This window comes from Paenibacillus silvestris, from assembly GCF_009882985.1.
In the GTDB taxonomy this organism is placed as follows: domain Bacteria; phylum Bacillota; class Bacilli; order Paenibacillales; family NBRC-103111; genus Paenibacillus_E; species Paenibacillus_E silvestris.
On sequence record NZ_WTUZ01000010.1, the window covers coordinates 1,054,742 to 1,078,786 of the forward strand.

Annotated in this window: 24 protein-coding genes; 7 read left to right on the forward strand and 17 right to left on the reverse strand. The window is 48.7% G+C overall.

The features are described from left to right. Window positions 1-100 precede the first annotated feature (100 nt). Window positions 101-994, forward strand: a complete 894-nt coding sequence (locus GQF01_RS08310) for an AraC family transcriptional regulator (protein WP_161406306.1) — start codon at window positions 101-103, stop codon at window positions 992-994. A 17-nt stretch (window positions 995-1,011) separates the two neighbouring features. Here GQF01_RS08310 and trhA read toward each other — a convergent pair whose 3' ends face one another. The 3 genes from trhA to GQF01_RS08325 form a co-directional block, all read right to left on the reverse strand. Next, window positions 1,012-1,656, reverse strand: coding sequence for a PAQR family membrane homeostasis protein TrhA (gene trhA, locus GQF01_RS08315; protein WP_161406307.1), 645 nt, complete (start codon window positions 1,654-1,656; stop codon window positions 1,012-1,014). A gap of 111 nt (window positions 1,657-1,767) precedes the next feature. Continuing rightward, entirely contained in the window at window positions 1,768-2,400 is a 633-nt protein-coding gene (locus GQF01_RS08320; RefSeq protein ID WP_161406308.1) for a glycerol-3-phosphate acyltransferase, read from the reverse strand. Window positions 2,401-2,402: 2 nt separating this feature from the next. Further along, window positions 2,403-3,446 carry a glycosyltransferase family 2 protein gene (locus GQF01_RS08325; RefSeq protein ID WP_235959092.1) on the reverse strand — a complete coding sequence of 348 codons (1,044 nt, stop codon included), beginning with the start codon at window positions 3,444-3,446 and terminating at the stop codon, window positions 2,403-2,405. 253 nt (window positions 3,447-3,699) lie between these two features. On the opposite strand from GQF01_RS08325, the gene GQF01_RS08330 reads away from it, so the two are divergent. The 5 genes from GQF01_RS08330 (at window position 3,700) to GQF01_RS08345 (ending at window position 7,084) form a co-directional block, all read left to right on the forward strand. Beyond that, a complete protein-coding gene (locus tag GQF01_RS08330) occupies window positions 3,700-4,272 on the forward strand; it encodes an S-Ena type endospore appendage (protein WP_328803417.1) in 573 nt (190 codons plus the stop codon). A gap of 130 nt (window positions 4,273-4,402) precedes the next feature. Then, the gene (locus GQF01_RS08335) at window positions 4,403-4,735 is read left to right on the forward strand and encodes an S-Ena type endospore appendage (protein WP_161406311.1); all 333 of its coding nucleotides are present in this window, start codon (window positions 4,403-4,405) and stop codon (window positions 4,733-4,735) included. Between the two features lie 158 nt (window positions 4,736-4,893). Continuing rightward, complete coding sequence (locus tag GQF01_RS35885; RefSeq protein WP_164819425.1) at window positions 4,894-5,070, forward strand: hypothetical protein; 177 nt, start codon at window positions 4,894-4,896, stop codon at window positions 5,068-5,070. Between the two features lie 42 nt (window positions 5,071-5,112). Further along, a complete protein-coding gene (locus GQF01_RS08340) occupies window positions 5,113-5,880 on the forward strand; it encodes a hypothetical protein (protein WP_161406312.1) in 768 nt (255 codons plus the stop codon). Window positions 5,881-6,208: 328 nt separating this feature from the next. Next, window positions 6,209-7,084, forward strand: coding sequence for a helix-turn-helix transcriptional regulator (locus GQF01_RS08345; RefSeq protein ID WP_161406313.1), 876 nt, complete (start codon window positions 6,209-6,211; stop codon window positions 7,082-7,084). 18 nt (window positions 7,085-7,102) lie between these two features. Here GQF01_RS08345 and GQF01_RS08350 read toward each other — a convergent pair whose 3' ends face one another. The 11 genes from GQF01_RS08350 to iolD form a co-directional block, all read right to left on the reverse strand. Then, window positions 7,103-8,254 (reverse strand): Gfo/Idh/MocA family protein, encoded by a 1,152-nt coding sequence (locus tag GQF01_RS08350; protein ID WP_161406314.1) that lies wholly within the window; start codon window positions 8,252-8,254, stop codon window positions 7,103-7,105. A 523-nt stretch (window positions 8,255-8,777) separates the two neighbouring features. After that, on the reverse strand, window positions 8,778-8,948 hold the full coding sequence (locus tag GQF01_RS08355) for a hypothetical protein (protein WP_161406315.1): 171 nt from the start codon (window positions 8,946-8,948) through the stop codon (window positions 8,778-8,780). Window positions 8,949-8,983: 35 nt separating this feature from the next. Then, a complete protein-coding gene (locus tag GQF01_RS08360; RefSeq protein WP_328803422.1) occupies window positions 8,984-9,880 on the reverse strand; it encodes a formylglycine-generating enzyme family protein in 897 nt (298 codons plus the stop codon). 204 nt (window positions 9,881-10,084) lie between these two features. Then, on the reverse strand, window positions 10,085-11,095 hold the full coding sequence (locus GQF01_RS08365; protein ID WP_161406478.1) for a LacI family DNA-binding transcriptional regulator: 1,011 nt from the start codon (window positions 11,093-11,095) through the stop codon (window positions 10,085-10,087). An 83-nt stretch (window positions 11,096-11,178) separates the two neighbouring features. Next, the gene (iolB, locus tag GQF01_RS08370; protein WP_161406317.1) at window positions 11,179-11,997 is read right to left on the reverse strand and encodes a 5-deoxy-glucuronate isomerase; all 819 of its coding nucleotides are present in this window, start codon (window positions 11,995-11,997) and stop codon (window positions 11,179-11,181) included. A gap of 33 nt (window positions 11,998-12,030) precedes the next feature. Next, on the reverse strand, window positions 12,031-13,074 hold the full coding sequence (gene iolG, locus GQF01_RS08375; protein WP_161406318.1) for an inositol 2-dehydrogenase: 1,044 nt from the start codon (window positions 13,072-13,074) through the stop codon (window positions 12,031-12,033). Beyond that, window positions 13,071-13,949 carry a class II fructose-1,6-bisphosphate aldolase gene (gene fba, locus GQF01_RS08380; protein ID WP_161406319.1) on the reverse strand — a complete coding sequence of 293 codons (879 nt, stop codon included), beginning with the start codon at window positions 13,947-13,949 and terminating at the stop codon, window positions 13,071-13,073. Before fba ends, iolG begins: the two co-directional genes overlap by 4 nt. Before the next feature lie 43 nt (window positions 13,950-13,992). Then, window positions 13,993-15,438, reverse strand: a complete 1,446-nt coding sequence (locus GQF01_RS08385) for a CoA-acylating methylmalonate-semialdehyde dehydrogenase (protein WP_161406320.1) — start codon at window positions 15,436-15,438, stop codon at window positions 13,993-13,995. A 42-nt stretch (window positions 15,439-15,480) separates the two neighbouring features. Next, on the reverse strand, window positions 15,481-16,491 hold the full coding sequence (iolC, locus tag GQF01_RS08390; RefSeq protein WP_161406479.1) for a 5-dehydro-2-deoxygluconokinase: 1,011 nt from the start codon (window positions 16,489-16,491) through the stop codon (window positions 15,481-15,483). Window positions 16,492-16,498: 7 nt separating this feature from the next. Continuing rightward, complete coding sequence (iolE, locus tag GQF01_RS08395) at window positions 16,499-17,407, reverse strand: myo-inosose-2 dehydratase (protein WP_161406321.1); 909 nt, start codon at window positions 17,405-17,407, stop codon at window positions 16,499-16,501. Between the two features lie 18 nt (window positions 17,408-17,425). Continuing rightward, entirely contained in the window at window positions 17,426-19,291 is a 1,866-nt protein-coding gene (gene iolD, locus GQF01_RS08400) for a 3D-(3,5/4)-trihydroxycyclohexane-1,2-dione acylhydrolase (decyclizing) (RefSeq protein ID WP_161406322.1), read from the reverse strand. 279 nt (window positions 19,292-19,570) lie between these two features. Here iolD and GQF01_RS08405 point away from each other — a divergent pair, with 279 nt between their 5' ends. Then, entirely contained in the window at window positions 19,571-20,383 is an 813-nt protein-coding gene (locus GQF01_RS08405; RefSeq protein ID WP_161406323.1) for a CPBP family intramembrane glutamic endopeptidase, read from the forward strand. On the opposite strand, the gene GQF01_RS08410 is transcribed toward GQF01_RS08405, so the two are convergent. The 3 genes from GQF01_RS08410 to GQF01_RS08420 all read right to left on the reverse strand — a co-directional run bounded on the left by GQF01_RS08410 (window position 20,358) and on the right by GQF01_RS08420 (window position 24,039). Then, window positions 20,358-21,242 (reverse strand): TolB family protein, encoded by an 885-nt coding sequence (locus tag GQF01_RS08410; protein WP_161406324.1) that lies wholly within the window; start codon window positions 21,240-21,242, stop codon window positions 20,358-20,360. The two genes, GQF01_RS08405 and GQF01_RS08410, sit on opposite strands and share 26 nt — an antisense overlap. Window positions 21,243-21,661: 419 nt before the next feature. Next, window positions 21,662-22,876 (reverse strand): formaldehyde dehydrogenase, glutathione-independent, encoded by a 1,215-nt coding sequence (gene fdhA, locus GQF01_RS08415; protein ID WP_161406325.1) that lies wholly within the window; start codon window positions 22,874-22,876, stop codon window positions 21,662-21,664. 221 nt (window positions 22,877-23,097) lie between these two features. Further along, window positions 23,098-24,039, reverse strand: a complete 942-nt coding sequence (locus GQF01_RS08420; protein WP_161406326.1) for a hypothetical protein — start codon at window positions 24,037-24,039, stop codon at window positions 23,098-23,100. Window positions 24,040-24,045: the final 6 nt, after the last annotated feature.

Genomic DNA, 24,045 nt, shown 5'->3' on the forward strand with positions numbered 1-24,045 from the left:
TCTATCTCACATTTCGAACACTATTAAAAATTGAATCTAGCTACTATTGAAAACAGCAGCAATCTTGCTCTAAAATGAAAGCTAGAAAGGGAGGCAGCGCATGACTTATCCCCAAGATTTAAGGGAGAAAACACCTCTCTGGGACAGTAATTATCCGATCCGCTTTTACCGGAACCGATCCCGGATGGCCAAAAAGGACGACACCATTTTAAATTTGCATTGGCATGAGCACTTCGAAATTATCGATATGCGGGCCGGCAAGGCGCAGTTTCATATCGATAGCCGCCCTTATGAGGCGAGCGCCGGCGACCTGCTGTTCGTTCCTGCCGGGGCGCTTCATGTTGGCTATAACGCATCTGATGAAGACGTAGAATTCGTAGCCGTTGTCTTCAACGCTTCCCTACTGCGTATGCTGCATCCCGATCCTGTCTTCGAGAGGTACATGTTGCCCTTCCTCGATGGACGGGCGCAACTACCTGCTAAGCTTAGCGCGAGCGACGAACTTGGAGCTCCTTTCCGGCGGCTCATTCGTGAATCAACCGATGAATTTGAGCAGCAAGCCGCTGCCTACGAGCTTGTCATCAAGCATAACTTTCATCTGCTTTTCGCTTTGCTTTCCAGGCAATTTCTGCCTGAGAAGTTCGTGGATAAACCCGCTCCCCTGCGGCATTCTGAGTCATTCAAACCGTTAATTCAACACATTGAGGCTCATCTTGCAGAACCGCTCTCTGTTGAACAAGCGGCGAGGATGGTCAACCTCAACCCCTACCATTTTTGCAAAACGTTTAAAAAGCTGACGGGGCGAACTTTCGTTGATTTTGTTAATTGGCTGCGTATTAACGAAGCAGACCGCCTACTCCGTGAAACGGAATGGACGGTCACTGAGATTGCCGAGAGAATCGGCTGCGGGAATGCGAACTATTTTACAAAACTTTATAAAAAATATAAGAGTTATCCGCCTTCAGAAGTCCGGAGGAGACTGTTGTCTACCTAGCTGCGCCGCGGTGTTAGTCAAAGAACAGCCGGCATGACATACGTGTACACCGCAATGAAATGACAGCCGCTGCCGGCAATGACGAATACATGCCAAACGAGATGATGATAGCGTAATTTCCGCCATAGAAAGAATAACAATCCGATAATATACAGAATCAGGCCCGATACGATCCAAATGACAGCCATCAAAGGAAGCCGTTCCTGCAGCGGTGAAATCAGCGAGGCCATGAACCCAGCCATCAGCAAATATAGGAGCAGTCCCCACGGGATAAACCGCCGAATGATAAATTTGATATAACGCACACCCCCAAAGGCAAGCACCCAGATCAGCAGCAGCATAGAGTAGCCCAATGTGCCCTGTAGCGTAATCATGAGGAATGGCGTGTAAGAACCCGCAATGGCGATAAAAATGGCAGCATGATCCAGCACTTCGAAGCGCTCACCCCATTTGCGCGAGCGAGAACAATGCAGGAGTGTTGAGGACAGATAAACCATGCAAAAGGATAAGCCATAAATCGCATTGCTAATCGTATAAGCAAAATCCTCGAACATCGCGGCTCGCTGAAGGAGCAGCACGAGGCCGAAAGCGCTAAGCGCCGCGCCGATTCCGTGGCTTACAGCATTTAAGCGTTCCTCTTTTAAGTGAAGGCTGTTATCCATGCAAAGGGGTCACTCCTTTCTGATTGTTTCCTAGTTTTTCCCTTAGTCGGGACTAGTATGTAATCAGATCGTAGTGACCCCTATTTCCTTGCTGGGCGCATGCTGGCGCGTTTATTCGCCGCCTGGCTCAGACTGCTTTTTTGACAAGTAAAAAGCAAGTTCCTTTCGATGCTTATACGCAATTAACCCTGCATTTCCCAGCCACACCCACAATATGGCTTCCACGTAGCCGCTTATATACAAATACACGCCTAAAAGCAGCATGCCCACTACCACTTGCAACCCGTCTGCCGAGGAGGAAATCGGCCTTCCTCTTGTAACCAACTTCGCTATAGCCAAGCTAACAGCCAAAATAACCGCTAATGCGATGGAAGCCTCAAACCTCGTCAGCGCGCTCCAGACACCGAAAGTAACCGCAATCGCTTTGCCTCCCTTGCCTTTCAGAAATGGCGAAAACGCATGCCCCACAATGGGGGCGAGCGCCACAGGAATCATTGCGTAGCCTTGAACACGCGCATTTTCCAAGTTGAATCCTAAGATCCAAACCAGCACCAGGTACCCTTTTAAAAAGTCGAGAATAATGCCCGTAAGCCCGATCTGATATCCCGCTGCTTTCCACAAATTCAAAGCCCCTGGATTGCCATCTCCTACGTGTTTTAGATTGTGCCTCGCCATGAGCCCAAGCCAATAAGAAAACATCAGAGAACCTGATAATAAAGCGCAAGCCGTCCATACGAGAGTCATAGCTACCGCCTGCTTCCTACTTTGACGTTTCTTCCTTTCCACGCTACATGGCCCAGAAACACCACTTGATAAACGGAGTACAGCATGACAACAACCATAAATATCGTTGAACAGATATGCAAAATGGGCATGACAAAGCCAAACTTCCCTACGTACCTAACGAAGTAGAACAGCTGAAGCATATAGATCAAATAGCCGGCAAACAAGGGCAGCCACCAAGACGTATTTATAAATAAAAAGAACGTTTCCGAAGCTATGAGTCCGACCACCCACAGAGCAATAAGAGCGATAGTTCCACCCTTCAGCTTGGATGTGCCGAGGACGGCTCCTTTACCGAAACCCTGGATTCGGCTTTGCATTCCCTGCGCATACATACGGAAGGAAACAAGACCGTAGCCAATAAAATTCGTGACTTCGATGCCGGCTTTGCGAAAGGCTGCTCCAAGATTCAGGTCGTCCAGCATCTCCGCCTTGATGCCTTCATGGCCTTTAATGGTTTCGTAATCTTCTCTTGTTGTTAAAATGCAGGATCCGTACAGTCCCTTATTCGGGTTGTCTTTCTCAAAAGGTGACGTGAAAGCAAAAAGTCCTAAGAAATTAAAAATAAGAGCCAGCCTTTCACCGAAAGTCACCGTGTAGTGGTAAGGAACGACCGAGATGACACCTCCGGCTTGCTGCCTGGCCATGACTAACATTTCCAATGCGCGAGGTACTAGCCGGATGTCGGCGTCAAGAAAGGCAATCATATCTCCAGTGGCATGCAAGTAGCCATTCCACACGGCCCAATTTTTGCCGGTCCAGCCCTCCGGAAGGCTGGGATTAGAGATAACGGTAACTCCGTAGCTTTCCGCGACCTCCTTGGTATCATCCTCCGAAAAATCATCAACAACGATAATTTCAAAAGGTTCCAGGGTTTGTATGTTGAGCGCATGGAGCAGATGGGGCAGATTGCACGCTTCATTTCTAGCTGGAATAATGACGGACAGCTTCACTTTGTCTGCGCCTGGCGTGTAACCTGGCCGAAGGACATTTTTTCTAAAAAGCATAAACCCGCAGAGACACCCGATTACGCAAATAACCGCAATCAACATCGTAGAAACCCCCTCAATCCTATTCCGCGCAGCCGCTTGCCAAGAAACTCTTTCGCTCATCTCTGGCGTTCGAGCTTGTATTGATGTATATGAACTTTAGCGGGATTTTAAGCCAGTGCGACGGGCATTAGAAATAAACATGGATGGATTCATTAGTCAAGCCGTCCAACCATAAACGAGGTTTCATCCATAAATTGATGTATAGGAGGTGTTTTCTTTGCCGTGTCATAAAAGACGTGTTAGAAAATCATGCAAAATTTGCAGAACTAAAAAGATAAAAAAGACCATCTGCAGAAAGAGGAAAACATCTCCACTTCAGAAACGGCTCGTAACAGATGAAATCTGCGGCAGCATTTCACAGGAAAGCAACGGCGAAAGCGTGCAATACTGGCGAACGCTCAACACAGGGCGCAATCTTCCATTTGGAACGATTACTGTTCGGAATCAAAGTCCGCATTGTACGTTGACGGTTAAAGCAGATACAACAGGGGACGGGATTTCCGATATCACCTTATTTACACTAACCGAATTGAATCAGACGAAATCAATCACATTGGGAGCCGTCGCAAGTCTAGAAATAAGCTCCTCAAGTTCAGCAGAGCTTAAAGGTATTGGCCAATTCTCCATCACCGCACATTATTATTTTGCTAGAAAAAAACGTAAGAGTCTTAAGAAAAAAATACTGGTTACTCCTCGACCACAGATCATAAGTGACAGCCCAGGCAAAGAGGAGATCTGTCTAGTAAAAGAAGAAACGGAGCAAATCACCTGTAAATCATAGAACTGCTAGGTAGATGAACATATTTCTAAATATAGACGAGCTGCTATGTTAGTATCTATACCAACTACAATCATCCAGCATTAATAGTAAAGTAATGATTTAGCAAACTAGATCCGTAGGAGATGATTGTATGCCTTGTCTATGCAACAATAGAGGATCTTTTAATGACGATATCTGTGGAACCTTTATGATTACTGCCGGCAATTCACTAACCGTGTACGCGATTGATACTTCAGCTCCTGCCATCCCGCCACTACCAATTAGCGGTTCTGTTAGTGTAAAAGCGTCAGGTGGAGGACACGTAGATGTGACCATTCGCAACTCAGTTGGAGCTTCTATCGACACTTTCACAGTGCCAACAGGCAGCACGTTTACAAGAACTTACGGCGATATCGGATTTGTAGCTCTCCTGAATAATACGTCTTCCGCATCAGGAGAATATGGTCTCTCCCTCCACTACTAGCTTTACTAGGTGCTTCATCTCTGCGGATATCTTACGGCCAAAAAATAAGTTGCCAGTAGGCAGCTTGTTTTTGTCATTTCAACCTCTGCCACTTCATGCGAACTTTCGGACGATTGTGTTATAATAAGCCATATCAACTTATTTGGAGGCATTTTGGCATGAAAATATACGTCATTCTCTCTTTCGACGGCGAAGAAATGGAAAATGTTTATGTGGGAACAGACGAGGAGAAAGCGCTATCGTTCACGCCTGCTGATTTCGATAACAGTGAAGCCTTATTTGTGGAAATTTGGGAAGACGGCGAGAAAACGGATGATTTCCGATTAGAACAATAATCGAACCTAATCTTATAAATACATAGAAAGGCGGCACCGAATATGGTACTTGCATTCACCATTCAGCCCGAAACATACACATCCTTCGAGGATGAAGCCGAACAACTGGAGCAGTGTAAAGCATGGGGCTTGCTTTCTGAGAAAGCAGCCAAAACGAAAGCTTTTTATTACAAAAACAACGGCATGAACTTGCCTTGCGACATCGTCGGCTTGGTGGATCAAATGACGGCTGTTATTGCATTCGACAATAAACAACTCCACTGCATTCACCCCTCCTATCTGAAGGAGATGCAGGCGGCTAATTACAGCCAAAGACTAACAGTAGCGTCAGATGAGACAGCTGGAACTGAGGCTGCAGAGCCTGAAACCGAAGCACTGGTTGCTGCTGTGGACTCCATCTCCATCGCAGATGACTCTGCTCCTGCCGACCAAGAGGAGGCAGAAGCGAAAGCTCCGAAAACAAAACAGCCGAAAGAAAAAGCAGCCAAAAAAGAGAAGGCTCCTAAGCTGGAGCTGCCTGAGGATAAAGTAAAAATGATAGCTACGGTCCAGGAATTCACAACCGTCCCTAACAATTTCTCCGATAATGATGATGAAGTTATTATTTATGAAGCTGTTTCCATCACGGATCCTGCGATGGAGATTGGCACAGCGTGGTCCAGTCATAGCAACACGCTGAAAAAGCTGGAACTCGAAGTTGGAGATACCGTCACCTTTGAGTGCAAAATCGTAGCCAAGAAGCTTAGCAAGCACCCTGTACCTTACAAAATTAACAATCCGGCCAAAATGCAAAAAGTAACGGCGGAATAAGAAAATTCCTTTTAGGTAGAGAGATGAGCATCTGAGTTAAGGGAACTTGAGTTCACTATTTGGAGAAAAACGCCCCGTTTTCCTTCTGAACGGAACTACAGGCTCTTATTTGTCCGTAATGTATGTTTTTCTAGTGATATCGGCAAAATAGCGGACCGCAGTTCCCCTTGCATATGAAAAACAGGTTTTTCTGAGAAATAGTGGACTGTAGTTCCCCTAATCTCTAACTCGTACGAATTCTTACAGAAAAAAGCTTAATCCATCAGCTTTCGCAAGCTGGGATTAAGCTCTTTTAACGCTGCCGCGGCAGCAGAGGGACGTGCTTCAGATGACGTATATTCAGAATCTTAGCTTCAGCGAGAGTCCGCTCTACTTTGCCTATCGGCGTCAAACGATCGGCAACGAACAGTTTCATGGCACCTTTCATGCTCATCAAGGGGTGGAGATCTTGATCGTACACGAAGGACAGGGCACGCTGATTGTGGATCAGCAAAGCTATGAGGTTACGGCTGGCATGCTCTGCATTTTCCAACCCTATCAACTGCACCATATCCAAGTGAGTCCCGACACGCCTTTCATCCGCTCGATTGTGCACTATGAGCCCTATCTCTATGAAACTTATTTTGAGAGATGGCCGAAGCTGCTTACATTTTTCAAGCAAATGCACACTAGCAAGCTGCCTGCGCCATGCCTTTACAAGATCGGCGAACCGGAATCGCTGCTTTCCATTTTTCCAAGTCTGGAAGAGAAAATACCGATGTTAGCGAAGAAAGACGAGTTGGAGGAATTCTCCTTATTCCTGGTTGCCTTCTTCCGGGCCTTACGGCAAATATGGGAGCGAAGCGACGTGCAGTTCGACTCCGGCCATACCCGTCATAAGCATCAGGCTGAGCGCATTCTTGGCTGGCTCGAAGGACATTACACCGAGCCGCTTCGACTCGAGCACATGGCCAGCGAGCTTCACCTGTCTCCCTACCATCTCTCTCACCTATTCAAAGAGTGCACAGGCAGCAGTATTTCCGACTATGTGACTGCACGCAGAATGCAGCAAGCTGTCATGCTGTTAACCTCAACTGAGCAGTCAATTGCACAGATTGCCGAAAACATAGGCATTACGAACAGCTCCTACTTCTGCAAAATGTTTAAAAACCGCATGGGCAGCACGCCGCATCAATTCCGTTTGCAATGGCAAAAGCAGCGCTAACTTATTTAAATTGCATCCTTACTTGTAGCTGCTTCCCGTTGTAATGGAAGTCGTTGCAAAATTTTCGATCGACTTATTTTTTTCATAGAAATGAATAGCATTCGCTTGAACACCTTCACGGGTGTAGAACGCATCCTCAGGACCAATCGGGAATTTCACCAATTGTCCAGTGCTTGCCGACTTATAGATAGCTGTAATTAATTCAAGCGTTTGTCTGCCGCTAATCCCATCGATCAGAAGAGGTGCGCCTGTTTCAATAGACGTAAGGACATTGTCAATCTGGCCTGCATGCCCTTCATGCACAACTACCGGCAGAGTATCATAGAGAGCTTGCAGCTGTGATTCCAGTTCTGCATTCGGCTCAGGGAAACCGTTCGCTTTGGAGTTCGATGCTTTCACCTTCCAAGGTGTTGAGACACGCGCTTTAGCGCCTTGGAAAATCAACTGCTGCTCTTCCCCGTGATGAACCACTGAGGAGGTCAGTTGACCGAGTGATCCGTTCGCAAAGCGCAGCATGCCGATCGAAAGATCCTCCACTTCGGCATTATCATGTGCAACATTGCTCATGAATGCCTGCACTTCGCTGGGGCTGCCCATCATCCACAGCAGCGCATCAATATGATGCACGGCGTGGTTCAGCGTTGGACCGCCGCCTTCTTTTTCCCATGTGCCGCGCCACCACAGATCATAATAGGAATGGCCACGCCACCAGAATGAATCTACTTGCACGTGCAGGATATTCCCCATGAGTCCGCTTTCAAGGACAGATTTCATTTTCATCATTGGTGTTTTGAAGCGATTTTGCGCCACAACGGACAACAGCTTGCCTGTACGTCGCGACGCTTCATTCATCGCATCGCATTCTTCAAGCGAAGACGCCATCGGCTTTTCCACCATCACATGCGTGTTCGCCTCCATAAATTCAACAGCCAATGAAGCATGGGTATACGGTGGTGTACAAATGGAAACGAGGTCAATTTCCCCCGTGAGAAGTTCTTTATAATCTTTGACAGCTTGGGCATTCAACCCATAATGGTCAATTCGCTCCTGCGCCTTATCCACATAGATATCACTAATCGCCACAATTTGGCAGCGCTCCGGGAATTTCAAATAGGCTTCGATATGTGCGGTCGAAATGGCTCCTGCACCAATAATAGCAACTTTGAGCATGCTTATTTCCTCCTTCAGCTTATTGGTTCAAGCTTACCAATATTCGCTTACCAAATGTACACACATCTTGTGCAAAAATACGACTATTTTGCGGTTTGATAGCGCCTACGCCCGCAGTCCCCTCTGATACTCCTTCGGCGTCAATCCCACCGTGTATTGGCGGCATGCTTGTTCACCATTTTGAAATAACTGGAAATACTACCGTTATTCTACGCTGAATTGTGACAGGGAATGAAGTAGCAGTAGAAACTCCAGCTAATCATCTCTAGCTGCACGAAATCTGCTAGAACCGGTGAATTTAGCTGTAGAAATTCCAGTTATTTAGGAAAAATCTACTCATTTGCTGAAAATAACAGGAGTAATCGGCGTTATACTCCGCAGCACATATACATACACAGTCACCAACACTCATACTCATACTCATACTCATAGCCACACCCACAAACCTCAAACCTCAAACCACAAACCAACCAAAAGAGGCCGCTCTTTAAGCGACCTCTCCCTATTGTCTTTCTACTTCCCGTTAATGCTTCAGCTTTCTTCTAGCTTCCAATTCCTTCTTCAGTGCATGCTCAACCGATTCAGCGAGTAGATCGAATTTCTCTGCAACCGAATAACCCAGAACTACTCCGCAATGCGTACATTTCTGCAATTGAAGATCTGTCGTTTTGGAACAATGTCTACACTTGATCACAGTAAGCCGAACCTCCTATCGTGAAAGCAATGTCTCTATTCAGCATCTGCTGCGCAGCGGAATCCAATATTCCCAGTTGAGCTATCCGGTGTGTTCTTGCTTCGCGCAGCTACCCGGTACCGATTGCAGTACGATTTGTGACACAAGTAGGAGCCTCCGCGCATCACACGGGCTTGGCCGGTTGGCGGCCCTGACGGGTTCACTCGTTTGGCTTTGATATGATAGTCCGGGCTGAACCAGTCCGAGCACCACTCCCAAACGTTGCCCGAAACGTTATACAATCCGTATCCATTAGGCTCGAACGCTTGAACCGGCGCAGTACCCGCGTAGCCGTCGCTAGCATTATTTTTGATCGGGAATTTTCCCTGCCAAATGTTGCATCTATGCTGGCCGCCCGGTTTCAGCTCATCCCCCCAGGGATAGCGCTTTTGTACCAAACCGCCTCGAGCGGCATACTCCCATTCGGCTTCTGTAGGAAGACGTTTGCCAGACCATTTGCAGTAGGCTAGCGCATCCTGATAGGACACATGGATTACGGGATGATCCCATCTGTCTTCCACATTCGAATCCGGTCCTTCCGGATGCTGCCAATCCGCTCCCTCGACAACCCACCACCAGGGTGTTTGCTGGACGGCGGATTTCACCTTTTGAGCTGTAGCTTCGGACACAAATAGATGAAAGACAAACGACCATCCGAACGATTCCGCTTCGGTTCGATACCCCGTTTGATCAATAAATTGCTTGAATTCCGCATTGGTTACTGTGCATGGATCTATGTAAAATGGCTTGATTGTCACCTCACGTACCGGTCCTTCACCATCTTCCGGGAAACCCTCTTGGTCGTCCGTCCCCATCAGGAACGTGCCCCCATCCAAATAAACCATGCTCGACTTGTCCAACGTTTGACTATCGACAGGACCAATCTCCTGAATCTGAGCCTGAACAGGTGTCGGAGCGTCGGAGTGTGCTTGTGTAGCGGAATCTCGACTTGCTGAACAACAGGACTTATTAGCTTCCAAAAAAAATCTCCTCCCCATTTTATAATCATTGCTAAGACAACTTTATAAAACAAGAATATCACCTTCCAAGCCAACAAGAAAGGACCATTCGACAATCATCGACTGGTCCCTGCTTGTTTACTTGCTTATCGCTCCGGTAGACTTGCGTACAACAAGCTCCGGTTTTAGCACTTGCTCTGGCTTTGCCTCCCCTTTGTTCGCGAGCTGCGCGATCACAAGATCAACGGCCAGCTTGCCCATCGCTTCAATGGGCTGAGCAATCGTAGTCAAAGGCGGGTCTGTGACCGAGGCTAGAATCGTATCGTCGAACCCGACGATCGATACATCCTCCGGCACTCGCAGACCCAGAGCTTTGGCAGCTTGCAGCGCACCAATAGCGAGCAGATCATTACAGCAAAAGAGCGCCGAAGGCCGCCCCTCCTGCTGGAGCAGCTCCATCGTTTGGCGTTTGCCGTCGCGAAGCAGATCATAACCGCCAGACTTCACTGAGTCTTCCGGCAGCTCCAGCCCAGCGCCCGCTAACGCCTCGCGGAACCCGCGAATGCGCTCACGGGAGGAACTGACCTTCAGATGCTCGGCCAACACAGCAATCCGGGTATGTCCGAGCTCCAGCAAATGCTGCGCAGCTAATTGGCCTCCTTCGAAGTCACCAACATGCACGGTTTGTACATAGGGACTTGCCATCTCCCGAGCAATGGACACGATCGGAATCGACTTATCTACCAAAGGAGACAAAAGTTCCAAATTGTCCATTCCTGTACCAATGATCATGCCGTCTACACTTTTTTGCTGCAGCAGCGTCAAGTACCGCTCAATTCGCTCATCTTCGTTATGCGTTGAGCAGATGACGATGCTATAACCAAGCTTATGTCCTTGATCTTCCACCGCATGCGCGATTTCAGCAAAAAAAGGATTAGAAATATCGGGGACGAGCAGCCCGAGGGTATATGTCTTTTTGCCTGTCAAAGCGGAAGCAATCACACTCGGTCGATAATTTAACCGCTGCATAACGAGAAAAATTTCGTTGCGTCGCTCTTCGCTGATTTTGCCTTTTCCGTTAATGACCTGCGAAACTGCCGCTATCGATACACCGGCTTCACGGGCTACATCATATATGGTTGCCTTCATTTGCTTCTCCCATCGTTGTTTCATCCACATTAGTCTCTATTATGCTCAGAAGGCATCCAAGTTGCAACCCGGTCGTACAGCCGTTATTCGCGAGGTTTCGTCATAAGCCAAGCGTGATCGGGATCGTTGTGGAACTTCCACGTCCTCGTAGGTCCTGCCATGACATTCAGGTAATATACTTCATAACCAGGCGGCGCACACACAGGATGATAACCTTTCGGCACCAACACCGTTTGACCGTCACGGACGACCAGCGTCTCATCCAGGGAGCGATCATCTGTGTACACACGTTGAATGGCGAAGCCCTGCTCAGGCTGAACATGGAAATAGTAAGTTTCCTCCAGCAATGACTCATCAGGAAGCGAATCCCGATCATGCTTATGAGGCGGGTAGCTGGACCAATGCCCATCTGGGGTAAAAACCTCCACAACGAGCAAGCTGTCGGCTGACTCCTGTTCAGGCAGTATATTATGAATCCGGCGCTCGATATTGCCATATCCACGAGCCTCGATGCTCACATGAGCTGGCTCAATCAATCGAGCTGGGTATCGGCCAAAGCCGGGAGCAGCGCATACCGCCAACTCCACGTTCGTAAGGGCCTTAACTTCATATACATCATCATTTGGCACATACACGGAATACGGTGCAATCTTCTCAAATACGCTCATCCGCTCACCGATTCCTTGCCAGGTTTGGAGCTTGGTGGAGACGTCCGCTTTCCCGCTTAAAAGGACCAGACAGATTTCATTGCTCCCAGTTTCACGACGCAGAACTTGGCCTTCAGCCAGCTTGACGACTTGAAATCCAACATACTCCCACCCTGCAGACTCCGGAGTGACGGTAAGGACGACACCTTCTTTATCTGCCTCATGGGCTTTAACGATCAGATTTGAATCCGACATGCGATCCCTGCCTCCCTACCACATAATTAAGCATTATTGTGCTACAGATTGCTGCGACAACAGCTCGCTGATTTCATTGATTTTCACGGGACGCTGCAGCTCTCTTGAGAATTTCGCAGCCAATGCGATCCGCTCTGCCTGCAGCCCGTCAAAGCCTTCAACTGGCAGCGCATGACCATTCACTAGGCTATCAATGAACATTTGAGTCTCAAGGATATACGCTGCGTTGTAGCGTTCCAAGAAGAAATGCAGCGGTTTATCCCGCGTAATGCCTTCGGCTGTAGAGATTTCCGCCGTATTCGGATGATCGTTGGTTACGGCGACACTACCTTTGGAGCCGAATACTTCTACGCGCTGATCGTAACCGTAGACAGCCTGGCGGCTATTATCGATGACGCCGAGCGCACCGTTTGCGAAGCGAAGCGTCACAATAGCCGTATCTACATCGCCGTGTTCAGCGAAAACTGGATTGATCAGAACATTCCCTTGTGCATACACTTCTTCCACTTCGCTGCCGGTTACGAACCTGGCCATATCAAAATCGTGGATCATCATATCCATAAAAATACCGCCGGAAACTTTAATATAATCCGGATGTGGCGGATTTGGGTCGCGCGATGTGATTTTCACAATATGAGGGTCTCCGATAGTCCCATTTTGTACATGGTCGCGCACGCGTTTAAAGTTATGATCGAACCTACGATTGAACCCGATTTGCAGCTGGACTCCCGCTTGGCGTACGCATTCCAGCGCTTCCTCGGTTTGCGTAATGTCCATGGAAACTGGCTTTTCACAGAAAATGTGTTTGCCTGCTTTCGCTGCCTGTTTAATCAGGGGTACGTGCGTATCCGTTGACGAGCAAATAAACACAGCGTCAATGTCGGGATTGGCGATTAATACCTGGCTGTCTTGTACAACTTGATCGATGCCTCTTTCCGCCGCCCAAGCCATAAGTTCCTCGCCAGCAAATAAATCACTCACCGCAACAACTTCAACCTGCGACAATTTCAATAGATTATCTGTATGAATTTTTCCGATTCGTCCCGCACCGATGATGCCAACTCTGATCTTCTTCATTGTGCATTTCCTCCCGCTTTACCATCGCTGCCGAACAAACGAATTTTCGCCTTCACCGATGCCTTGATCGCTTCCCGCGCCGGGATCAAATAATTACGCGGATCGTAAGCTTCCGGATGCTCTTGTAGATAGCTGCGAATCGCTGCTGTACAGGCTGATTGGTTGTCTGTATTGACATTAATTTTGCAAGTCCCCAAAGCAATCGCTTGCCGAATTTCACTCTCCGGCAGACCGCTGCCGCCGTGCAGAACAAGCGGTAGACCAGTCAGTCGCTGAATTTTGCCCATCCGGTCGAAGCCAAGTTTAGGCTGACCTCGGTAGGGTCCGTGCACGGAACCTAGAGCAGGTGCCAAGCAGTCTATCCCGGTTTGATTGACCAGTTTGACGCAATCCTCTGGGACTGCGTACATCCCCTCGGCTTCGTCTACGACCAAATCATCCTCGCGTCCAGTGATTCTACCAAGCTCTGCTTCAACCGTTGCCCCAAGGACATGAGCCATTTGGGTGACCCGCTGAGTTACCTCAATGTTCGCATCCAATCCGTGGTGCGAGGCATCGATCATCACAGAGGTAAAGCCTGCATGAATCGCCCGTACACATACCTCATAAGTTGTGCCGTGATCCAGATGAAGGGCGACCGGCACGGTAATTCCGTAATGTTCAATGAGTGCATGGACCATTCCTACAATGCAGGGAAGTCCGCCCATATAGGGAATATAAGGCTCGCTGACACCGAGAATGACAGGTGCCTTCTCTTCCTGCGCCGCTTGTAGAATAGCCTGGGTAAATTCCAAGTTGTTCAAATTAAACTGTCCTACGGCATACTTCTCTTCCAGTGCCTTTTGCAGCATATCTTTCATTGAAACCAGCGCCATGCTTTCCACTCCTTCTCTATCTCCATCACGTTTTGTCCCTACATTACCAGCGAGCCGTTACCATTTTCTTCCGTGTATAAAATTCAACGCCATCTGTGCCGTTCGCATGAAGATCGCCGTAGAAAGATTTCTTCCATCCTGAGAATGGGAAGAATGCCATTGGTGCTGGTACGCCCAGGTTGACACCTAGCATCCCGGCATCAATCGTATCTCGGAATTGTCTTACAGCGCTTCCGCTATCCGTGAAGATACAAGCGCCATTCGCAAAGTCCGAACGATTCGCCAAATCGATAGCTTCCTCAAGGGAATCAACCCGTACGATGGAAAGCACAGGGGCAAAAATTTCGTCTTTCCAAATTTTCATATCACATTGCACGTTGTCAAAAATCGTTGGCCCAACGAAGTAGCCTTCACCGCCCGCAGCCGTATCTTTGCGTCCATCGCGCAGGAGTAAAGCTCCTTCTTGCTCCCCTGTTTGAATGTATTGCAGTGTGCGCTCCTTATGCGGTCCGCGAATGACTGGGCCAAGGAAAATACCATCTTCATTGCCGTTGCCGATCGTAATTTTGTCCGCAGCTTCCACTAACTTCTGAGTGAGCTTATCGCCTACTTCACCCACGGCTACAACAACGGAGCACGCCATGCAGCGCTCTCCCGCGGAACCGAAGGAAGCATTAATAATTTCTTTGACTGTTAGGTCAAGGTTAGCGTCTGGCAGGACGATGGAATGGTTTTTGGCACCAGCCAGCGCCTGTACGCGTTTCCCGTGTGCGGAAGCTGTTTTGTACACATATTCTGCAACTGGCTGGGACCCTACGAAAGAAACCGCCTTAATGTCCTTATGCTCCAAAATGCCATTAACCACATCATGCGCGCCATGAACGATGTTCAGCACACCTTCCGGCAAGCCTGCTTCCATAAACAGCTCAGCCAGACGATTCGCCAGCAGTGGCGTCCGCTCGGATGGCTTCAGAATGAACGTATTACCGCAAGCAATCGCCAGCGGGAACATCCAGCAAGGCACCATCATCGGGAAGTTGAAAGGCGTAATACCGCCAACAACGCCAACTGGATAGCGATACATGCCAGACTCCAGTCCTGTTGCGATATCCGGAAGCTGCTTGCCCATCATGAGATTCGGCGCTCCCGCAGCGAACTCGACGCACTCGATGCCGCGCAGCACTTCACCGTAAGCTTCCGTGTAGCTTTTTCCGTTTTCTTTCGTTACAAGGCGTGCCAGCTCTTCCCAATGATCGACTAACAGCTGCTGATATTTGAACAGAACGCGGGCTCTGCGTGGAACAGGTGTATTGCTCCATGTTTTGAATGCCGCGTTTGCCGCTTGAACCGCTTGATCTACATCTTCTTTGGTTGAAAATGGTACATAAGCAATTACTTCTTCGGTTGCTGGATTCATCACAGCTTCGTTATGCGAGGCAGTGGATTCTACCCATGCGCCGCCAATCAAGTTTTTCAATACTTGTGTCATTGTGGTTTCCCCCTTCAATGTTGCCTGGTTTCTGAATTTCGCCTATGAGGCCGTAATTTCATTGCGATTGCAGCGCTCAATATAGTCTTCTACTTGGTAGACGGTAGGCATTGCATCCGAGCAGCTATGGCTGGAAATAACGATACATGCGGCTGCGCTACCGAATTCCATGCTCTTCTCAAGCGTCCAGCCTTGCATAACGCCATATAGGAAACCAGCGGCATAAGAGTCGCCTGCCCCAAACGTTTTGACGACTTTAGCCGGGAAACTCTTCGCCCGGTGACCCTCATCATCCTGCGTATAAGCGATGGAGCCGTCTTTTCCATGCTTGATGATGACGATTTTGGCGGAATGGTTGAACCATTTGGAAGCCGTAACTTTATCGTCGGAAGACTCATTATTTTCGAAGCATTCCATCATATCGAACTCTTCACGCGTTCCGAGGATGATGTCGCATTTTTCAGCGGCCAGATTGTAATAAACCGCCGTCTCCTCCGGGGATGTCCATGTATAAGGGCGATAATCCAGATCGAAGACGATGACTGCGCCGTGCTTTTTCGCATAATTGAGGGCTTGGAATACCGCTTCCCTCGATGGGCTTTTGGCAAGAGCCGTCCCGGAAATAAGCAGCACTTTCGCCTGTGCGATCAGCTCTTCCTGAACCTCGTTAGGCGTCAGCTTAAGATCAGCTGCGTTGTCACGGTACATCAGAATGCTGCAATCGGTAGGACTTTTAATCTCTGTAAAAGCAAGCCCCGTCACGGCTCCGGTTGTATCTGTCACAACACCTGTGGTGTCGATCTTGTTGCGCTGTAGATAGTCCGTAATGAAACGACCCATTTGATCATTAGCGACTTTCCCGATGAAAGCCGTATTCAGACCCAAGCGCGACATCCCAATCGTGATGTTCGCAGGCGATCCGCCTACATATTTGGTGAACGTCATCGTTTCTTCCATCGGGCGATGAATTTCGTTCGCATTCAAGTCGATGCATAAGCGTCCAATTGCTACAAAATCAAGCGGTTTATTCGTAGGAAAGGATACATAGGTCATGGCTTCTCTACCTGCTTTCTTGGGATATAAGCGTTTGGATATAATCAAGCGACTTCTTCGCGTATTCGTACGCTGGATGTTCCCCAGGGTCTTGCTCGCCTTCTAGCATCGCCCACCCGCTGTACTTGCGATCTAGCAGCTCACGGAAAATCGGGGCAAAATCCAGACATCCATCACCTGGTACCGTGAATACACCTTGCCGGATGCAAGTAACGAAATCCGCGTTCACAGCGCGTGCTTGGTCCAGGATCTCTTGCCGAATATCCTTTAAATGAATATAGGCAATACGGTCGTAATGCTTACGCAAAACCGCAAGCGGGTCTGCACCGCCATAATAGGCGTGACCTGTATCAAACAATAGATACACAAGATTTGGATCCGTAAGCTCCATTAAGCGATCGATTTCTTCCGGCTGCTCCACAGCCGTTCCGCCGTGATGATGATACGTTAATTTGAGACCATATTCCTTAGCGATAGCTCCGGCTGCATTCAAACCTTCGGCCAGCGAACGCCAAGCCGCCTCATCGAAACGAAGTACTTCCTTCTCATTTGGCGTACGCCGCGGATCAAAGTGCAGCGAACCTCCCACTTCACATGTTGAGATCACCGTACTTCCCATTTCATGAAGAAACTCGACATGCTTGCGGTAAGCTTCAAGCTCTGCCTCCCGATAAGCCGGATCGGAAAAAAGCACCGATTTCCACTGTGAAACCAGCTCAATGCCACGTTTCGCAAGCTCACTTTTCAAAGTAGCTGGATCGGTCGGATATTTGCGTCCCATCTCAGTACCGGTCAATCCTAGCGCCTGAATATCATCTACAATTTGCTCAAACGTGGTGTCAGCGCCGTGTTCCTTCACATCCTCGCCAACCCAGTTAATTGGATGTATGCCAAGTTTAAAAGACTGATTACTCATGCCCCGTATCCCCTCTCGCTAAATAATGGTGACCGCCTGAATGCGGGCCTTCATATTTTCGTGCGCTTGCACAACCTTACTTGAGACGGACACCTCGGGTACGCCGACATTCCACCAGGATTCATAACCATCGGTATTCGTGCCTGGAACAACAGCAATTTCAATGAGTGTAGTTACACTCTCCTGTTTGGCTTGCTGCAGCGCTATCTGAAGCTCTTCTGCCGTATTCGCCTTATAAGCTTTAGCCCCCAAGCTGCGAGCATGTGCGGCAAAATCAATCGGCATATAGGCTCCCGTCAAACCACCTGTTGCTTCCGTGCGGTAACGGAATTCATTCCCGAAGCCATCACTGCCTTGGCTTCTTTGGAGGTTATGAATGCATTGAAAGCCGTGGTTGTCAAACAGCAATACGGTAATTTTGCGTCCTTCTTGCAGGCTGGTGACCATCTCGGAATGCATCATCAGGTAACTGCCGTCGCCTACCATGGCGTAAACGTCGCGCTCCGGTTCTGCCAGTGCAGCGCCGAATGCTCCGGCAATTTCGTACCCCATACAGGAGAAGCCGTACTCCATGTGATAGGTTTTGGGCTCAGTAGGCCGCCATAATCGGTGCAAATCACCTGGCAGACTGCCAGCAGCACAGACGATGACGGAGGATGGATCAATCTCTGCGTTAATGACACCTAACGCACGAGTTTGTGCTAGTCCAGCCTCATGCTGTGCGGCGTATAAACGGTCCACTTCAGCGGTCCATTGCTGTCTAAGACCGTCAATTTCCCCGCTTACATAGGCGGTGCTATAATCTGATGTTGTAAGCGCTTCCTGCAAGGCGATAAGACCTTCTCTCGCATCTGCGGTAATTCCAACGCCATTTAATTTCACAGAATCGAATCCACTGATGTTAATGTTTACGAATTGCACGTCAGGATGAGCAAATGCCGACTTTGAAGCTGTCGTAAAATCGGAATACCGTGTACCGACGCCGATGATGACGTCCGCCCCTTGCGCAAGCCTGTTGGCCGCCAGCGAGCCAGTGACGCCGATTGCGCCAACTTGCAGCGGATGGTTCCAAGGCAAGGCGCTTTTGCCGGCTTGCGTTTCGGCCACGGGAATGCCAAAGGCTTCGGCAAACGCAGCAAGCTCCTGTGATGCGGAAGCGTACAGCACGCCGCCGCCGGCGATGATGAGCGGCTTGCGCTTGCCTCTCAGCAGCTCCGCTGCACGTTTGACCGCGCCTTCTGCGGCTGGCCGACGGTCGATATAATGGACTTTCTTATCGAAGAAAGCTAAAGGATAATCATAAGCCTCTGCCTGTACATCCTGTGGCAGAGCTAAAGTTACTGCTCCAGTCTCGGCTGGATCCGTTAGTACACGAATTGCCTGAACGGCCGCTGTCATCAGCTGTTCCGGTCTGACGATCCGGTCCCAGTACTTGCTTACCGTTTTGAAAGCGTCTGTAGCCGATATCGTATAATCTTGAATGGATTCTAATTGCTGCAGCACAGGATCTGGTTGTCTGGAGGCAAAATTGTCTCCTGGCAGCAGCAGCACCGGAATGCGATTAACCGTCGCTGTCGCAGCAGCTGTGACCATATTCAATGCACCTGGGCCAATCGAGCTGGTGCAGGCATAAATTTGCTGCCGATTCCGCTGTTTGGCGAAAGCGATTGCAGAATGCACCATACCTTGCTCATTTTTACCCTGCCTATAGATAAGACTGCCCGCGCTTCGTTCCAACGCTTCACCAATGCCCGTCACGTTGCCATGTCCAAAAATTCCGAAAACACCTTCAACAAACTTCTGCTCATTACCATCAACTGATAGGTATTGATTGTCCAAGAATCGAAGCAAGGCCTGCGCCATCGTTAAGCGGATTGTGCTCATGGGTATCTCGATCTCCTTTGCTATCCCGAGGGATTAAGCGCTTAATCTCTCCTGTTTTAAGCACTTAATCCCTGATAAGGTTAAGCGCTTAATTTGATATTACTACAGGATTTCAAATGCTTCAACAATTATTTTCCAGCTTCATTTTCGAATCAAAAAAAAGTCTATTCCTTGTCATGCTGAAATAAGTTTTTTACATATATGTATTCGGGTTTCATAGGTTTTCATTCGTTCATTTTGAGGGGATAAGCCTTATCTTGTGTGCAAGGAGAAGCGATGATGAAACTAATTTACGATAGACGGATCAGGAACATCCTGCTTTTTTCAATTCTTGCGGTCTGCTGCGGATGGGTGGGTCGGCTTGTCGATTTACAGGTGGGTAGGGATGCCAATGGCAGCCTGGGGCAGCTCCTCTGGATTGTCACTCCACTTCTGACGATGATGTTACTGCGTACGTTTGGAGGAGATGGTTGGCAGGACATTGGTATTCGATTTCATTTTAGGAAAAATGTTCACCTATACTTGGTCAGTGCCCTATTCTCACCCTGCTGCGCGCTCTTGATTCTGCTAATTGGTCATGATGGGCTGATTGATACAACCCCTTTAACTCCCCTATTCCTCTCTGCTTTTGGGATGGCAATCCTGCCCAGCTTCATCAAAAATATATTTGAAGAGTTGGCATGGAGAGGTTATTTAGCGCCAGAAGTGTATGCGCTTGGCTGGAATAAGCTGCTCTCTCATAGTTATATCGGCCTCATTTGGGCCGTGTGGCATTTCCCTTACCTATTTCTTTTTATCGATACGACAGAACATATGGTTACTTTTTTACCGCGTCTGGTGCTTGGCGTTGTTCTCTTGTCCGTCGTATACGGCGAAATACGGCTGTTGACGAATAGCGTCTGGCCAGCCGTACTTATGCATACCATGGGTAATGCTTTCATTGATACCTTAATCTTAAAGAACTTTATCGAGATTCGAGCTGGCTATTCTTTCCTGATGATGCCTAGTCCTGATAGCATTTTCAGTATCGTGATCACTGGAATCGTTGGATTCTGGTTGTACCGAATCAGGGTGAAATCAAGGAGTAGCTAACAAAAGCCAGCTTGCTGCTATCCGGCGACCATGAGTTTACGTTAATCGTGCCTTGACCGCCAAACAGTTTAACTAATGTTCTAGCTTCGCCACCACCGCTTGGCATCAATCGTATTTCTACATATTTGTTCGGGGGATGGTCACCGGGTTCAACATCGCCTTTTTTGTAAGCAATATACGCTACAAGCTCACCATCTGGGGACACATGCGGAAACCAGTTGTTGCTTTCCTCAAAGGTCATCTGCGTCTGCTCGCTGCCATCTACGTTCATGCGCCATACCTGCATCAGGCCAGATCGCACAGAATTAAACCAGATATGCTTGCCATCCGGGGAATATTCAGGTCCGTCATTCAGACCAGGACTATCCGTTAGCTGTTTCTCTACACCACCTGCTGCTGGGATTGTATAAATATCATAGTGTCCGTTCCGTTCTGCGCAATAGGCTAGCTCACTGCCGTCTGGTGACCAGCCGTGCAGATAACTCGGTGCCATTGGGGTAACGAGAACAGGATGCCCCTCTTCGAGCGGGACGATATAGATACGGGACTGGCCGTCTTCCTGCGTGTGATGACTTACCGCAATTTGTGTTTGATCGGGCGACAGCACGTGATCGTTATTGCAGTGATTGACATACCCCGAATCGATTAGCGTGCTTTCACTTTCCAAAATATCAAAGGAATAGAGACTGCCCAAGCTATTATAAATGAGTCGGTTACCGTCACTTGTCCAATTCGGAGCCTCGATTAGGTAATCGTAATAGGCTAGCTGTGTTCGCTCACCCGTTTGGATATCGACGACTTCCAGGATACTCCTTACATTGCGGCCTTTGTTCGTCAGTGGTTCTTTTAACGTATTCATTTGCTTACCTCCGTGTCCATAGGATGCAACTTCATCAGTTAAATACTTCGATGCAGGCATGCTTAAACCTGCATGCTTTATCGAAAGTAGGCCTGTGGCGCTTATGACAGCTCTCTCAGTGGGAACTACAGGCCGCTATCTCCGGTGAAAAAGCCTATTTCCACCTACACGGGGAACTATGGTCCGCTAATTCGCCGCTTTCAGCCCAAACACGCGCCTTCATGGCCGAATAAGAGCCTGGAGTTCCGCTCAGATAGGAAATAGCTCAATTTCCTCGAAATAGAGGATTCCTGTTCCTCCGGAGAAACGCTTAGCGGAAATCTCGCTACGTTTTTGCTCCTACTCGCTACTCGCTACGCGCCGCTCAACGCAAAAAGACATCCCCAGTCCATCGACTGAGAATGTCTTCAACCAAACCTCTATTTCACAAGCCCATGCGGATCAATCACGAATTTCCGCGAAACACCACGATCAAATTCCTGGTACGCGTTAGGCGCTTCCTCTAAGGAAATTTTCGTCGCGTTCACCGCTTTCGCGATTTGCGCTCTGCCGCTGAGAATTGACATCATCAAGTCGCGATGATATTTCATAACTGGCGTTTGGCCAGTGACGAACGTATGGGATTTGGCCCAGCCCAACCCGAATCGGATTTTTAGCGTACCAATTTTGGAATCCTCGTCCACAGCTCCAGGATCGCCGGTCACATACAACCCTGGAATACCCAGACTGCCACCCGCGCGCGTAACTTCCATGATGGAGTTAAGCACAGTCGCTGGCGCCTCACCGTGCGCCTTCCCATGTCCATGAGCTTCGAAGCCGACGCAGTCAATCGCGCAATCCACTTCCGGTGTCCCCAAAATTTGCTCGATCTGCTCTGCCAAATTAGCGTGCTCACGCAAATTGACGGTCTCGCAGCCAAAGCTTTTCGCTTGAGCGAGCCGCTCTGCGTTCAAATCACCAACAATAACGACCGCTGCGCCCAGCAGTTGTGCAGAATGCGCTGCAGCCAGTCCGACTGGACCTGCTCCGGCAACGTAAACCGTCGAGCCTGGACGTACACCAGCGCTAACTGCACCGTGATAGCCCGTTGGGAAAATATCGGATAACATCGTTAGATCCAGAATTTTCTCCATCGCTTGTGCTTTGTCCGGAAATTTCAGTAATTGAAAGTCCGCGTACGGCACCATGACATATTCGGACTGCCCACCTACCCAGCCGCCCATATCGACATAACCATAGGCCGATCCTGGACGATCCGGATTCACATTCAGGCATACATTCGTATGGCGCTCTTTGCAGTTGCGGCAGCGTCCACAGGCAATATTGAAGGGAACGGAGACTAAATCCCCTTTTTGGATAAACTCCACATCACGACCAACTTCAATAACTTCTCCGGTGATTTCATGTCCCAAAATAAGACCCGAGGGCGCCGTCGTTCTCCCCCTGACCATGTGCTGGTCGCTGCCGCAAATGTTCGTCGTAACAACTTTAAGAATGACGCCATGCTCGCATTTACGTCCCACGTTTAATGGATTCACGCCTGGACCATCGCGTAAAATAAGATCCGGAAAATCCGTATCCCGGATTTCTACACTCCCTGGTTTGTTGTACACGACCGCTCGGTTTCCTGCCATCTTCGAATTCCTCCCAAATTGAAATGTCACTTTCGTCGATCAAACATCCGTGATCCATTCTCATTTTTTGCATAGGGGAAACGCTTTCAAAACTTCGGAATTATCCAGCTCAACTAATCATTCATTCCATCCATTTCCATTATATTAGACAAGCCCAGTGAAGTATACAGCTTATCGCAACAAAGTTGTAACCACCTAACGTTTAAGCCTTCTGTAGGCATTTAAACAGCTTTTGACCAATCGCCCACACCAAGTGAAAGCTCCATTTCCCATTCAAAAGAACCTTTAGCCGGAATGACCTGCGCCGTCCCATTGCTTATAGCTTTCTCAAGTGAATCGTAATAACCAATGCTTGGCTCCAGGGCGCAGGTAACACGATCATTGATCATTCCTTCGTCGATCCAGATGCCGATATAGGGAACCTTGTCCGTCGATACAGACATCACGAAATAATTGCCGCTTTCTTCTTCATACAGACCCGACCATCCAGCGATTGCTTTCCCTTCGTAATAAAACTTGCGTGCATCTCCAGTTATTTCTGGTGACAGCCTACAGACATCCTGCCATGGATAGGAATCGCCGTGCGTAAGCTTTTTACCTCCATAAACACACATCATACGCTCCATGGCATCTGGGAGAAGTAAACGCGTCCGTTCTGTAATTGCAAACTGGGGATGTGGTACCCATAGGAAAGGGAGGGCTTTATCGCCATCATTCTCGGCGCGATACGCCAGCTTAACTTTGTTTGCGCCAATCAATGATAGTCGTCTTGAAAATCGGTAGGGCAGCTGCGGACTTTCAATCGTACAGTCAACCGTTCCCTTTTCGACCTTGCAGCTTCCAGGAAGAGACCAAAGCTCGCCATGATCCGGCAGTCGTATATGTTCATCCACACCGGAGGGACAGGCAATAATCGTTGGAAAACATTCGTCCCATCCGCTCATGTCCCAATCCGTGAAAGTTGAGCCAAACGCCGGCTGCTCAAGAGGACGCGTACCTGAATCCAGCAGCCATTGCTTGCCAGTTGGCTTATAGATCATTGAAACCAGCTTCCCGCCAAGCTGTGGGACAAGTTCTATTTTGAGCTGCTCATTTTCAATGGTAAGCGAGCTGCATCCTTTATACGTTCCTGTTTGAACGTTCGCTACATGCCTATCTCCCACATTCAT